Raw genomic sequence first — 12,933 nt, 5'->3', positions numbered from 1 at the left:
GTATGAAATTCCGATCGCTCATCACATCGATATACGGGAACAGAGCGGAGTAACCCGAAGTTGCCGATCTACCAACACATCAGGCGGATAGCCGGTCCGTTGCTGCGCGCTGCGGTACGCCTCGAGGCGACCGGCTTGGAAAACGTGCCGCGGTCGGGTCCGGTGATGCTGGTCTCCAATCACCTTTCGATCGTGGATTCCACATTCCTTCCGCTCGTCCTGGACCGCCACGTCACGTTCATGGCCAAGGCCGAATACTTCCGGGGACGCGGCCTGATGGGGAAGTTCATCTCCTCGTTCATGAACGGCAGCGGCCAGATCTCCGTCGACCGAGCCGATCAGCGGGCGGCGGTCGCCTCTCTGGACCCGTGTCTGGCGGTCCTGGAGCAGGGCGGCGTCTTCTGCATCTATCCGGAGGGCACGCGGTCGCCGGACGGCCGGCTCTACCGGGCCCGTACCGGTGTGGCGTGGCTGGCCCTGAAATCCCAAGCACCGGTGGTGCCCGTTGCCATGTGCGGCACGGACAGAGTGCTCCCTCCCGGCCGGCACGTGCCTCGTCCTGCCAGGGTCCGGATCATCTTCGGGCCGCCCGTGGACCTGACGGAGTACGCGGGCCGGGCCGGGGAGGCCCGCGCCAGGCGCCTCGCGGCCGACACCGTCACGGACGCCGTCGCCGCGCTCTCCGGTCAGGAGTACGTCCCCGTCTACGCCACGTCCGCGGCCACCTGAGCCCGGACCACGCCTCCATCCCCTTCCGAGGAGCCCCCAGTGGAACTTGCCCTGAACGTGCTGGATGCCCAGTCCATGATCACTGCCTTCGGGCTGGCGGGCATCCTCGTGATCATCTTCGTCGAGACCGGATTACTCTTCGGCTTCTTCCTGCCCGGCGACTCCCTGCTGTTCCTGGCAGGCGTGGGCGCCTCCGGCGCCGCCGCCGAGGTCTTCGACCGCCCCGGCTTCCACCTCTCCCTGCCGATGCTCCTCATCGGGGCGCCCATCTGTGCCATAGCCGGGGCGCAGTTGGGGCATCTGCTCGGGGCGAAGGTCGGAACGAGGCTGTTCGCGCGGCCCGACTCCCGCCTGTTCAAGCAGGAGTACGTCCAGAAGGCCGAGGCCTACCTCAGCCGTTACGGGGCCGGCAAGGCGATCGTCCTCGCGCGCTTCATCCCCGTCGTGCGGACGTTCCTCAACCCGGTGGCAGGGGTCCTGGGAATCCGCGCGGGCGTCTTCCTCCTGTGGAACACGATCGGGGGCCTGGTGTGGACGGTCGGCATCCTGCTGCTCGGCTACCGCCTGGGGGACACCCTCAAGGGCAGCATCGACAGCTATCTGCTGCCGGTCGTGTTCCTGATCATCGGCGTATCGATGCTCCCCGTCCTGATAGAGGTGGTCCGCACTCGCAGGGCCTCACGCGCCGCGGCGGCCGCCGGCCTCACCGAGGCGACCACAGGTCCCTCCGGTTTGGGTACCGTGCCCGAGGGGCTCGCCGCCGACCGCTCCGGGACCGGCGCTGTGCGGTGATCCGCAGCCGGACGCACGACGCACAGGCGTGTCAGATGTGAAGTGCGCGGCGTTAGCGCCTGCAACCGATCCGGAAGTGGGGGCGCCATGGGCGACATGTGGACCGGCGAGAACGTACGCCTGCGAGGTGTCGAGCCCGAGGACTGGGAGGGCTTTCACGACCTGGCCCGGAACACGCTCGACGCCCGCACCGCCGACCTGGTCGAGCCTCCGCGCTCTGCCGAGAGTTTCCGCGCCTGGGCCGCCGAGCGGGCAGGTCGCCCGCCGGGGGGCGAAGCCTTCCGCCTGGTGATCGAGGTGCTGGCCGACCAGGCGTTCGCGGGAGCCGTGACGGTCGGAGAGACCGACAGTCGTGCGGGACGATTCAGGACCGGCATCGAGATCACCCGCGATCACCGCCGCAGGGGATAGGCAGCCGAGGCGACCTGACTCGTCCTCACCTACATGTTCGCCGAACAGCGCCACAACAGGCGCGAGGTGGAGGTCTATGCCTTCAACGACGCCTCCCTCGCCCTCTACCGCAACCTGGGCTTCGTCGAGGAGGGACGGCTTCGCCAGTACGAATACTTCGCCGGCGGCTACCACGACGTCGTGCTGCTCGGAATCACCGCCGTCGAACACTGGGCCGCCCACCCGTGCCCGTCGGTGCGGTGGCCTCCGCGTCACCTCCCCGACGGGCTCCTCCCTGCAAGGAGAGGGCTGAACGCTCCACGCCCGGCGGCCCGGTCCACCTGTTCCACGCGGAAGGTGACCGGGTCTGCCCCCGCCGGGTCGCCCGGAGACGGGCGCGTCAGGTGCCGTAGCCCGAAGGGCGCTTCTCCCCGCGGATGTCCTCCAGCAGGGTCACGACCGCGTCCATGATCCGGCTGCTGGCTTCCCTGAGCACGGGGACGGTCAGCCCGGCGTCGTACAGGTCTGAGAGGTCCACCGGGGGCCCGGCGTGCACCACCAGGGTGGGCCGGGGGCGGAGTCTGACCCGCCTGCCGCCCCTGGCGTAGGGCGGCACGAGCTCGTGAGCGCCCCACTGGGCGACCGGTATGACCGGGGCCCGCGTCATCAGTGCCAGACGGGCGGCCCCCGTCTTCGGCGGCCCCGGCCACAGCTCCGGGTCGCGGGTGAGCGTCCCCTCCGGATAGATGGCCACACACTCCCCGCTCCGCACGGCCTCGTACGCCGCCCGCAGGGAGTCGGCCGCGCGGGTGCTGCGCCGCTCGACGGGGATCTGGCCGGTCGCGCGCAGCGCGGCGCCGAGTACGGGGACCTTGAAGAGCGAAGCCTTCACGAAGAAGTGGGGCGGCTTGCCGCTGTCGTACTGGAAGTGGCCGTAGGCGAAGGCGTCCACGTACGAGTTGTGGTTGATCACCGTGATGTAGCCACCCGCCACGGGCAGATGATGGCCGCCCTGCCACTCGCGGCGCGCGAAGACGCGGTTGGCCGCGCGCACGACGGTGGCGATCAACCAGTAGGTCATTCCGATCCGGCCGGGCTTTGCGTCCCGCTGATCCGTGTTCTCATCCATGTCAGTCCGTACGTTCCGTGTCCCGGGCCCGGCACTGCGCATGGCCCGGCCACAGTATCGACGGGTGGCCGGGCCAGGCGTGGCCGAACGCCGTCGGGAGCCCTCGCCGACACGGTCGGAATTTAGGGCTCCGTTAGTCACGGCCCGGATGAACCGCGCATTCTCGAACGCGAGGCCTGATCTGCCTTGGGCGAGATGCCTCAGCCGATGGTCACCACCCGCCCCAGGAGGGCGGCCCGTCCGGGACGTAGTCGGGATCGGACTCGTCGTAGGACGAGCGCCCGCGGAGTCGGCCGAACAGACCCACCACCGTCCGGCACCGCGGGCGCCGGGACGGCCAGGGGTCTGCCGTTGGTCAGCATGACCACGACGGGTGTGCACCGGGGTGCGTGTTCGCGTTGTACGGGTTCACTCCGTCGCCTCCATCCGGGCGAGCAGGGAGCGGACCAGGGTGGGCAGGCTGCCGGGCCCGTCGCCGAGCCAGACGTGGTCGGTTGCCTCGTCGAGGACGTACGTGGCGTCTTCGAGCAGGCCGCTGGAGCCATGCAGGCGTCGGTGATCCGGGAGGCGGCGAGCAGCGACTCGGAGAGGACCTCGACGTAGTCATCGGGCGTGAGACTGGCGGCTTGGGCCGCGGTGCGGATCGCCGCCAGCTCCAGCGCGCTGAACGCGAAGTCGAACTCTTCGTTCCGTTCGGCGCCGTCGGTCGCGGTGAGGACCGGACCCCGAGGTTCGGTGGGGATGCCCACGCGGGTGCAGATCTGGTCGACCGAGGCGGTCAGCTCGCTGTCGTGCCAGCGTGCCAGCAGGTGGTCACTACGTGCTGCGCGACGGCGTCCTCCGGTGGACAGCCGGTGGACAGACGCCCTTGGACGGGGCGGCATGGGGCAGCACGGGGAAACCCAGCGCACATGGTCTGATCAGGGGAAACGTCACCCGGCAGCGCCATGCGGCACCACACGACATGAACGCTCTCGGTCTCGTAATGCTGAGGTCTCGGGTTCTAATCCCGAAGGCGGCTCCACTTGTACCCCAGATCAGGCTTCTGGGCTTGGGTTTCTTGTTGCTCGTGCCGCCTCGTCCGGGTGGGAATGCGACTGTCGGCCTACGTAGCCGCAATGGATGGGTCAAGGGTTTTGGTGACGAGGGCAGCACGTGGAGTTGGCGCAGTATGGGCCCCTCGCGACGTATACATTCTCTGTGTCCGATGCCGTGATCCGAGTGCCTGCCGAGGTGCGGGATCGCCATGCGGTCGTCGTTGGGCCGAGGGATACGTCGATGCGTTCGCTGGTTCGGGTTCGCTTGGGCCACGCTGACCGACGAGGAGCGGCGGGAGCGGACGCGCGCTCATCTGGACGAGCACCCCCGCGTGGGGCCACCGGCAGGGCGGGAATCCGGCCCTCGTAGGCAGACGGCACCGACTGCTTCCCGCCTGAGTCGGTGATGCATGAGCACCTCACCAGAGCGAGCCCCAGCAGGGCCCTGAGCTTCTGGAAGGGCGTGGCCCGCTACTGGTGTGTCGGGCGACTTCGCACTTCGGGGCCGCTGGCTTATGCTCCAAGGGAATAAGCTTGAGCCATTAGGGGAGTGGATGAAGACGCGTCCGGGCCTGACCGTCGACAAGATCGCACATGCCGCTGCCGCCTTGGCCGACGAGATCGGCTTCGAAGGGGTCACACTGTCGGCCCTTGCCCGCGGTTTCGGCGTCAAGGACGCCAGCCTGTACTCGCACGTCAAGAACCTTCAGGACGTACGGACCCGGGTGGCTCTGCTGGCGGCCGAGGAGATGAGCGCCGAACTCGCCGTGGCCATCGCCGGCCGGTCGGCCGAGGACGCGCTGGTGGCCTTCGCCGACACCTACCGTGCCTTTGCCCTGCGCTGCCCGGGGCGGTACGCGGCGACACAGATGCGGCTGGATCTGGATCAGATCGCCGATGAGAAGGGGTTCGTCCGCAACATCGAGCTGACGTACGCGGTACTGCGCGCCTACGACCTGGAAGAGCCCGATCTGACCGATGCGGTGCGCTTCATGCGCAGTACGTTCCACGGCTTCATCAACATCGAGTCGGTCGGCGGGTTCGGGCACCCGCGCGACATCGAGGGCTCTTGGCGCAAGACCGTTGCGGCGGTGCACTCGGTGCTCCGGCAGTGGCCCCGCGCCAAGGCCGCCTAGAAGGCGGCCGGTGGCGCGACGGGTGGGACGAGGCCCTGTCGTGCCGACCTGGCTTCCGGCACTCGCCCCACTTCATGTAGATGACCGGCGGCTCGCGGCCGGGCAGCTGGCGCAGAGGGGCGTGGTCGAGGCCGAAGACCTCCCGCAGAGCGGTGGTCTCGCCGGGCCACTTGGGGTGGGCCAACTCGTCGAAGGCGAGGATGCTGCCCTTGGTCAGGTGCGGCTTGATCGCCTCGAGGAGCTCCTTCGTCGGCTGGTACAGGTCGAGGTCGAAGTAGGCCATCGCGATGACCGTCTCCGGGTTCTCTTCCAGGTATCGGGGAACGGTCTCACGCACGTCGCCCTGGACGACGAGGGAGCGCTGGGTGTGCTGCCCGAAGGGCTCGGTGGCCTCGTGGGCCGCCAGGACCTCGCGGAGGTGGTCGACCTCGCCGTCGGGCGTCGCGAAACGTCCCGGGACGGCACTGGTGCTGACCTTGTCGACGGCGTTGATGTCCTCGGGAAAGCCGGTGAAGGTATCGAAACCGATGATGCGGCGCAGCGAGTTGTACGGCTCGTAGATGCTGCGCAGCGCCGTCAACGTGGCCAGGTGACGGCCGTGGAGCACGCCGAACTCCATGATGCTGCCGGGGATCTCGGGCAGCATGCGGGAGAGCGCGTCCATGGACAGCAGGTCGGCCAGCTGGTGCCGGCGCATGTAGACCGACAGGTTGTCGATCCGGTACTCCGGCGGGATCGGCGACTCGACGAGCAGCTTGGTCAGCCGCTCGCGCGCGTCGCGGTCCTGTGCCGACTCGTGTGGGACGAGCCGCGGGTCGGTGAAATTGTTCTCGGCCATGGAGCCGTTTCCTTTCAGTTCGGTTCAGGTCACGTGAGTCGGGTCGGGTCAGGAGAGCCAGCAGTCGGGGGCCGGGCCGCCGCGACCGAACGGCGGGAAGAGCTCGTCGAGCCGGGCCAGCGGGGACTCGGGCAGCGCACACTCCAGAGCTTCGAGCGCGCCCTCGATGTGGTGCTCCGTACGAGGCCCGATCACCGCGGCCGTCACACCGGGGCGCGACAGTGTCCAGGCCGTGCCGACCACCGCCGGGTCCGGCCGTGCACCGGATCCCGGTGGTCTTCATCTGTGAGAACAACCTGTACTCGATCTCCTCGCCGCTGAGCGTCCGGCATGCCGAGGGCACCTCGGTGCACGGCCGCGCCGCGGCGGCCGGAGTGCGGGCGCGGTCCGTCGACGGCAACGACGTGTTCGCCGTGCACGCCGCCGCGCGGGACGCGGTGGAGAACGCCCGCCGGGGCGAGGGACCGGTCCTGCTGGAACTGGCGACCTACCGGTGGCGGGCGCATGTGGGCCCCGGCCTGGACCACGACCACGGCTACCGCTCCAAGGAGGAGATCGAGTCCTGGATGGCGGGCTGCCCGATCCTGCGGGCCACGGACGCGCTGCGCGCGGACGAACCGGACATCGACGCGGCCGTCGCCGCCTGGCGCGCCGAGTTCCAGCAGGAGACCCACGCGGCGGTCGGCCGCGCCAAGGCGCTGCCGTTCCCGGACACCGCCCGGCTGCTCGACGGCGCGTATCTGCCCGCACCCCACTGACCACCGCACATCCCAGGAAAGAGGAGACCGGACTTGCACACCCTGACCTACGGGCCGCGGCGGGAGCACGCCATCCATCCGCTGGACCCCGAACTCGCCCTGCCTTTCCCGCAGGGCCTGGACCTCGTTCTGTCGGACCGAGACCGCGCGGCTCCGACGCTGGCCGAGGCGAAGGAGCTGGGCATCCTGCCCGACTACGCCGAGAGCCTGCGCCTCGACGCGCGGTCGGGCGCGGTGCGCAGCTGACAGCGGGAACCGCGACAGGCGCAGAACAACGCCGTGGTGGGAGGCTCCGAGGGAGCCTCGCACCACGGCGTTCGGGTGTCCGGCCGGGGGCTACTCGCCCTTGGCCTTCGCGATGATCTCCTCGGCGACGTTCCTCGGCACCTCGGCGTAGGAGTCGAACTGCATCGAGTAGCTCGCGCGCCCCGAGGTCTTGCTGCGGAGGTCGCCGACGTAGCCGAACATCTCCGACAGCGGCACCAGAGCCGTGACGAGCTTGGCACCGTGGCGGTCCTCCATGGACTGGATCTGACCGCGACGGGAGTTGATGTCGCCGATCACATCGCCCATGTAGTCCTCGGGAGTCGTCACCTCGACCTTCATCATCGGCTCCAGCAGGGCCGGGGACGCCAGCTTGGCGGCCTCCTTGAAGGCCATCGAACCGGCGATCTTGAAGGCCATGTCCGAGGAGTCGACCTCGTGGTACGCACCGTCGAGGAGGACGACCCTGACACCGGTGAGCGGGTATCCGGCGAGCACGCCGAAGTCCATGGCCTCCTGGCAGCCCGCGTCCACGGACGGGATGTACTCGCGCGGGACGCGGCCGCCGGTGACCCTGTTCTCGAATGCGTATCCTTCGCCGACGAGTGGCTCGAGCGCGATCTGCACCTTGGCGAACTGGCCGGAGCCGCCCGTCTGCTTCTTGTGCGTGAAGTCGTGCTTCTCGACCGTCCTGCGGATCGTCTCGCGGTACGCGACCTGCGGCTTGCCGACGTTGGCCTCGACCCTGAACTCGCGCTTCATGCGGTCGACGAGGATGTCGAGGTGGAGCTCGCCCATGCCGGCGATGATCGTCTGTCCGGTTTCCTCGTCGGTCTTGACGCGGAAGGACGGGTCCTCCTCGGCCAGGCGCTGGATCGCGACGCCGAGCTTCTCCTGGTCGCCCTTGGACCTGGGCTCGATCGCGACCTCGATGACCGGCGCCGGGAAGTCCATGGACTCCAGGATCACCGGGTTCTTCTCGTCGCACAGCGTCTCACCCGTGGTGGTCTGCTTCAGACCCATGACGGCGACGATGTCACCGGCGCCCACCGAGTCGATCTCCGTACGCTTGTTGGCGTGCATCCGGTAGATCTTGCCGATGCGTTCCCTCTTGCCCTTGACCGAGTTCAGCACGGCGGTGCCGGCGTCCAGGCGGCCGGAGTACACCCGCACGAAGGTGAGCTTGCCCAGGTGCGGATCGCTCGCGATCTTGAAGGCGAGCGCGGAGAGCGGCTCGTCGTCGGTGGGCTTGCGCCGCACGACCTGCTCGGGGTCGTTCACCGCGTGGCCCTCGATGGCCTCGATGTCGAGCGGGGAGGGCAGGTAGCGCACGACCGCGTCGAGCAGGGGCTGGACGCCCTTGTTCTTGAACGCGGTGCCACAGAACACCGGGGTCACTGTGGTGCCGGTGCCCTTGCCGGAGGCGATGGTGATACGGCGGATCGCGGCGTACAGCTGCTCCTCGGACGGCTCCTGGCCCTCCAGGTACAGCTCCATGATCTCTTCGTCGTTCTCGGCCACGGCCTCGAGCAGCTTGCCGCGGTACTCCTCGGCGGCCTCGGTGTGGGTGCCCGGGATGTCGACGGTGTCGTAGGCCTCGCCCTTGGTGGCCTCGGCGGACCAGACCAGGGCCTTCATACGAACGAGGTCGATGACGCCCTTGAAGTCGGCCTCGGCGCCGATGGGCAGCTGCATGACGAGCGGCTGGGCGCCCAGGCGGTCGCTGATCATGTCGACGCAGCGGTGGAACTCGGCGCCGGTGCGGTCGAGCTTGTTGACGAAGCAGATGCGCGGGACGCTGTAGCGGTCCGCCTGACGCCACACGGTCTCGGACTGCGGCTCGACGCCGGCGACGCCGTCGAACACCGCCACGGCACCGTCGAGCACCCGGAGGTTGCGCTCGACCTCGACGGTGAAGTCGACGTGCCCCGGGGTGTCGATGATGTTGATGGTGTGATCGACGTCGTCGAGCGGCCAGTGGCAGGTCGTCGCGGCGGACGTGATCGTGATGCCGCGCTCCTGCTCCTGCTCCATCCAGTCCATGGTGGCAGCGCCGTCGTGGACCTCACCGATCTTGTAGGACACACCGGTGTAGAACAGGATCCGCTCGGTGGTCGTCGTCTTGCCCGCGTCGATGTGGGCCATGATCCCGATGTTGCGGACCGTGGCCAGGCCGAGCGAAGTGATAGCCATGACTGAGTACTTTCCTGGACGGAGGGGTGGGGCGGGTTCCGAAGGCTCAGGCCTGTGCGTCCTGCTCAGGCATGCTTGGAGCTGCCGGGCGGGAGGAACAGCGCGGGGACCGCGGTGAGGGCCACGAAGACGAGGGCCCACCAGAAGACGGCGCCGAACTCCGCGGCCGCTCCGCCTGCCGAGTAGACGTAGTGCTGCAGGAGCAGCGCGATGACCGTGGTGCCCACGGCACCGCCGAGCTGCTGCGAGACCGCGTTGGCCGTGGTGGCGGCCGGCACGCTGGTGGTCGGCAGCGAGTGGTACAGCGTCACCATGACGGGCGCCGCCGCCAGGGCCAGGCCGATGCCCTGGGCGAAGAGGGCGGCGAGCAGGAGGACGGTCACCTCGGCGGTTTCGGCCAGGGCGAACGTCGTGAGGCCCGCCGCGACCAGGAGGAGCCCGAGGAGGACCAGCGCCCGGGGGTTGCTCTTGGTGTCGATGACCCGGCCGACGAGCAGCACCGCCGCCGCCGTTCCGGCCCCCTGCGCCACCATGATCGCTCCGGCACCCAGGGGCCCCTTCCCGCCGGCCTGCTGGAAGAACAGCGGGACCAGCACGACGACTCCGTAGAGACCGAAGTTGTTGAGCAGGGTGATGGAGGTGGAGGCCGTGAAGGCCCGGTCACGGAAGAGTGAGAAGTCCACGACACCAGGGGTCTCGGACCGGGCGGTCCGCACCCCGTGCACGGCGAGCAGCAACACGCCCACCGCGATCGGCAGGAGCACCGGCGTGTCGGTCACCGACGTGCCCTTGGCCAGGTTGCTGAAGCCGAGGATGGCCGCGGCCAGGCCGCCGCCCATGGTGAGCAGCCCGGCGAGGTCGAGACGCCCCGGCGCCTGCCCCTTGATGTTCGGGATGTTCCGCGCGGACAGGACGATCACGGTGAGGATGATCGGCACATTCAGGAAGAACGCCCACCGCCAGGAGAACTCCTGGATGAGCGTGCCGCCCAGCACGGGGCCGAGCACCGGCGCGACCAGCAGCGGAACGGACATCATCGTCATCATCCGGCCCATCTGGGCCCGGCCGGCGACCTCGACGACGATGATCCGCATCAGCGGGAAGAGCATGCTGGCGCCGAGACCCTGCACCGCCCGGAAGACGATGAGGCTGCCCAGCGACCAGGCGACACCGCACAGGAGCGAGCCCAGCAGGAAGACGGAGAGCGAGGCGATCCAGGTGGCGGTCGCGCCGAAGCGCTGAGCCGCCCATCCGGTCGCCGGGATGACCGAAGACATCGCGAGGAGATACGCGGTGGACGCCCACTGGGCGTCCGCGAGGCCGACGTCGAAGTACTCGGTGAACGAGTGCATGGCGACGCCGACGATCGTGGTGTCCAACAGGGCGACGAACGCGCCCATGGCCAGGACGAGTGCGACGACGACGGGCGAGCGCTCCGTCGGCGTGGTGGCCGCTTCGGCCGGCGCCTCCCTCCCGGTGCTCGTGGTGCTGATCTCCTCGGACATGAACGTGGCCTCTCCTGTGCAGCGTCTGGGCAGTGGCCCATAAGCCACAACCTAGGGGTCATTGTTTTTTGCCTACTATACATAGGCCCTGCTAGGGTCCGGATCATGAAGGAATTGACCGATCCCGAAATCCGCTCATCGTTCGTCAACTGCACGAAGGGCGAGGTCAGTCGACTCACGGTGCCGCGGGATCTCCCCGAACTTCCCTGGGACGACCTGGACTTCCTCGGGTGGCGCGACCCGGCCGCGCCGCAGCGCAGCTACATCGTGGCCGAGCACGACGGTCGGCTCGTGGGCGTCGCCCTCCGTCTGGCGGCCCGCACCGGGAGCACGCAGCACCACTCCATGTGTTCCATCTGCCTGACGACGCACCCCGCGAGTGGGGTGGCGCTGATGACGGCCCGCAAGGCGCGCCAGACCGGCAACGGCGACGAGACGGTGGGCCAGTACCTCTGCACCGACCTGGCCTGCTCGTTGTACGTGCGCGGCAAGAAGCGGGCTCAGCCCGGAGGCCGCCTCCAGGAGACCCTCACCGAGGACGAGAAGGTCGAGCGCATGCGTGCGCAGCTCGCCGGTTTCCTGAACAAGCTCCTTTAGTGCCCCAGCGGGCGACGTTCGCCCCGTCGCGACGGGGAAACGTTGCCTTTCAGGCCCTAGATGAGTAAGTCCGAAGGGGCCGGGTGCATGAAGCGAGGGTCTCGTTGGTCCGTTTGTGACGACAGACCTCGAAACCCTCGCAACTGCACTGTACGTGAGGATCGATGACTCTCTGGTGGGATCGCGTCGATGGGGCCGACCGCCGAGCCTGACCGACGCCGAGTTGTTGACGCTGGCGGTGATGCAGGCCCTGCTCGGATTTGTCTCCGGAGCCCGCTGGCTGCGGTTCGCCCGCGCCCACCTGGCCGCCGAGTTTCCCTACCTGCCCGGGCAGTCCGGCTACAACAAACGCCTGCGGGCCGCGAACACACTGATCAGCAGGTTCATCCGTACCCTCGCCCGCGACACCGACCTGTGGCACGACGACGTCTGGATCGTGGACTCCACACCCGTCGAATGCGCCCGCTCAAGGCCCACCGTCAAGCGTTCCGACCTGGCCGGCTGGGCCGGATACGGCTACTGCCCCTCCCACTCCCGCTTCTTCTGGGGTCTGCGGCTGCACCTGCTCTGCACACCCGGCGGCCTGCCGGTCGCCTGGGCCCTGGCCAACCCGAAGACCGTCGAGCGGGAGGTCCTTGCCGACATACTCACTCAACACGCCGACCTGCTGGTCACCCGCTCCGGGCAGACCGTGATCGGTGACAAGGGCTACGCGCGCAGAGCATGATGGACTTCACCCGCGACTCCCTGGTGCAGGAGAAGCCGTTCTACGTGGACCCGATGCGGTTCCCCAACACGGTGATGAACTGCGCCGCCGGCCAGTGCGCGATCTGGCACCAGCTCAAGGGCCCCAACACCACCGTCGCCGGCGGCCGCGCCTCCGGGCTGCTCGCGCTGAACTACGCGCTGCGGCTGCAGAAGGCGGGGCACACCAGGACCGTGCTGTGCGGGGCGGTCGAGGAGTTCTCCACGGCCCGCTCCTGGCTGGAGGTGCACACCCGGCAGGAGGACGAGGCCGGCGGCCTCCTCGGCGAGGGGGCGGCGGTGCTGCTGCTGGAGTACGCGGAGGCCTCCGCGGAGCACGGCCGCCCCGGCCTGGCGGAGATACTCGCCCTGGAGTTCGGGGTCTTCCACACCGCCGACGAGGTCGCACCCGTACTCGCCGACAGCATCCGCCGGGCACTGGAGCGGTCCGGGGTACGCACCGACGAGATCCGCCTGGTGGCCGACTCACAGGCCTGCGGCGTGCGCGGCGAGGCCGAACGCGCCGCCCTCAAGGACGTCCTCGGCACCCACCGTCCCGAGCGGATCGCCTGCGCCGAGCTGATCGGTGACACCCACGCCGCCTCGGCGACCTTCCAGATCGCGGCCCTGCTGGCCGCCGCCGAGGAGCGGGCCGGCCTGAGCGGCTCCCTCGGCCTGATCACCTCGGTCGACCGGGACGGCGTGGTGGGCTGCGCCGTACTCCGGCTGCGCTGACCGAGTGACCGGCGCGCTGTTCCGCCGTATCCGACACCCCTGACCCCTGACCCCTGGCCCCTGCCTCACGAGATCAGCAGAACCGA

General features: G+C 69.0%; 11 protein-coding genes and 3 pseudogenes. 9 read left to right on the top strand and 5 right to left on the bottom strand.

Translation table 11 applies throughout. The features are described from left to right. The first annotated feature begins 60 nt into the window (after positions 1-60). The 3 genes and pseudogenes from BKD26_RS13800 to BKD26_RS13790 form a co-directional block, all read left to right on the top strand. Positions 61-729, top strand: coding sequence for a lysophospholipid acyltransferase family protein (locus BKD26_RS13800; RefSeq protein WP_107417846.1), 669 nt, complete (start codon positions 61-63; stop codon positions 727-729). A 39-nt stretch (positions 730-768) separates the two neighbouring features. Further along, complete coding sequence (locus BKD26_RS13795; protein WP_241518636.1) at positions 769-1,521, top strand: VTT domain-containing protein; 753 nt, start codon at positions 769-771, stop codon at positions 1,519-1,521. A gap of 87 nt (positions 1,522-1,608) precedes the next feature. Next, positions 1,609-2,172 (top strand): annotated as a pseudogene (locus tag BKD26_RS13790) (GNAT family protein); the annotation flags it as partial. 139 nt (positions 2,173-2,311) lie between these two features. On the opposite strand, the gene BKD26_RS13785 reads toward BKD26_RS13790, so the two are convergent. Then, positions 2,312-3,040, bottom strand: coding sequence for a lysophospholipid acyltransferase family protein (locus BKD26_RS13785; protein ID WP_084898124.1), 729 nt, complete (start codon positions 3,038-3,040; stop codon positions 2,312-2,314). 1,591 nt (positions 3,041-4,631) lie between these two features. Here BKD26_RS13785 and BKD26_RS13775 point away from each other — a divergent pair. Beyond that, entirely contained in the window at positions 4,632-5,213 is a 582-nt protein-coding gene (locus BKD26_RS13775; protein ID WP_084898123.1) for a TetR/AcrR family transcriptional regulator, read from the top strand. Positions 5,214-5,274: 61 nt separating this feature from the next. Here the strand turns inward: BKD26_RS13775 and BKD26_RS13770 are convergent. Together BKD26_RS13770 and BKD26_RS13765 are read right to left on the bottom strand one after the other, a co-directional pair. Beyond that, positions 5,275-6,051 (bottom strand): annotated as a pseudogene (locus BKD26_RS13770) (class I SAM-dependent methyltransferase); the annotation flags it as partial. A 48-nt stretch (positions 6,052-6,099) separates the two neighbouring features. Continuing rightward, complete coding sequence (locus tag BKD26_RS13765) at positions 6,100-6,294, bottom strand: aldo/keto reductase (RefSeq protein ID WP_107417871.1); 195 nt, start codon at positions 6,292-6,294, stop codon at positions 6,100-6,102. Between the two features lie 14 nt (positions 6,295-6,308). Between BKD26_RS13765 and BKD26_RS13760 the strand changes: the two genes are divergently transcribed. Beyond that, positions 6,309-6,809 carry a thiamine pyrophosphate-dependent enzyme gene (locus BKD26_RS13760; RefSeq protein ID WP_241518635.1) on the top strand — a complete coding sequence of 167 codons (501 nt, stop codon included), beginning with the start codon at positions 6,309-6,311 and terminating at the stop codon, positions 6,807-6,809. A 33-nt stretch (positions 6,810-6,842) separates the two neighbouring features. Then, on the top strand, positions 6,843-7,055 hold the full coding sequence (locus BKD26_RS13755; RefSeq protein WP_084898121.1) for a dTDP-4-dehydrorhamnose 3,5-epimerase family protein: 213 nt from the start codon (positions 6,843-6,845) through the stop codon (positions 7,053-7,055). Between the two features lie 90 nt (positions 7,056-7,145). Here the strand turns inward: BKD26_RS13755 and fusA are convergent, their stop codons facing one another. After that, complete coding sequence (gene fusA / locus BKD26_RS13750) at positions 7,146-9,266, bottom strand: elongation factor G (protein ID WP_084898120.1); 2,121 nt, start codon at positions 9,264-9,266, stop codon at positions 7,146-7,148. A gap of 65 nt (positions 9,267-9,331) precedes the next feature. Then, the gene (locus BKD26_RS13745; RefSeq protein ID WP_084898119.1) at positions 9,332-10,771 is read right to left on the bottom strand and encodes a DHA2 family efflux MFS transporter permease subunit; all 1,440 of its coding nucleotides are present in this window, start codon (positions 10,769-10,771) and stop codon (positions 9,332-9,334) included. A gap of 105 nt (positions 10,772-10,876) precedes the next feature. Between BKD26_RS13745 and BKD26_RS13740 the strand changes: the two genes are divergently transcribed. The 3 genes and pseudogenes from BKD26_RS13740 (at position 10,877) to BKD26_RS13730 (ending at position 12,847) form a co-directional block, all read left to right on the top strand. Next, positions 10,877-11,368 carry an FBP domain-containing protein gene (locus BKD26_RS13740; protein ID WP_084898118.1) on the top strand — a complete coding sequence of 164 codons (492 nt, stop codon included), beginning with the start codon at positions 10,877-10,879 and terminating at the stop codon, positions 11,366-11,368. Positions 11,369-11,483: 115 nt separating this feature from the next. Further along, positions 11,484-12,080 (top strand): annotated as a pseudogene (locus BKD26_RS13735) (transposase); the annotation flags it as partial. Between the two features lie 11 nt (positions 12,081-12,091). Continuing rightward, a complete protein-coding gene (locus BKD26_RS13730) occupies positions 12,092-12,847 on the top strand; it encodes a beta-ketoacyl synthase N-terminal-like domain-containing protein (protein ID WP_084898117.1) in 756 nt (251 codons plus the stop codon). Positions 12,848-12,933: the final 86 nt, after the last annotated feature.

This window comes from Streptomyces sp. CB03238 (assembly GCF_002099185.1).
Taxonomy (GTDB): Bacteria; Actinomycetota; Actinomycetes; order Streptomycetales; family Streptomycetaceae; genus Streptomyces.
Note: the sequence above shows the minus strand (reverse complement) of the source record. Positions and strands in the feature narration are given on the sequence as shown.

What these genes read in the sequence shown, in the direction of transcription:
- BKD26_RS13785 (WP_084898124.1), bottom strand. Translation starts at nt 3,040, where the DNA reads ATGGATGAGAACACGGATCAGCGGGACGCAAAGCCCGGCCGGATCGGA.
- BKD26_RS13775 (WP_084898123.1), top strand. Translation starts at nt 4,632, where the DNA reads ATGAAGACGCGTCCGGGCCTGACCGTCGACAAGATCGCACATGCCGCT.
- fusA (WP_084898120.1), bottom strand. Translation starts at nt 9,266, where the DNA reads ATGGCTATCACTTCGCTCGGCCTGGCCACGGTCCGCAACATCGGGATC.
- BKD26_RS13745 (WP_084898119.1), bottom strand. Translation starts at nt 10,771, where the DNA reads ATGTCCGAGGAGATCAGCACCACGAGCACCGGGAGGGAGGCGCCGGCC.
- BKD26_RS13740 (WP_084898118.1), top strand. Translation starts at nt 10,877, where the DNA reads ATGAAGGAATTGACCGATCCCGAAATCCGCTCATCGTTCGTCAACTGC.
- BKD26_RS13730 (WP_084898117.1), top strand. Translation starts at nt 12,092, where the DNA reads ATGATGGACTTCACCCGCGACTCCCTGGTGCAGGAGAAGCCGTTCTAC.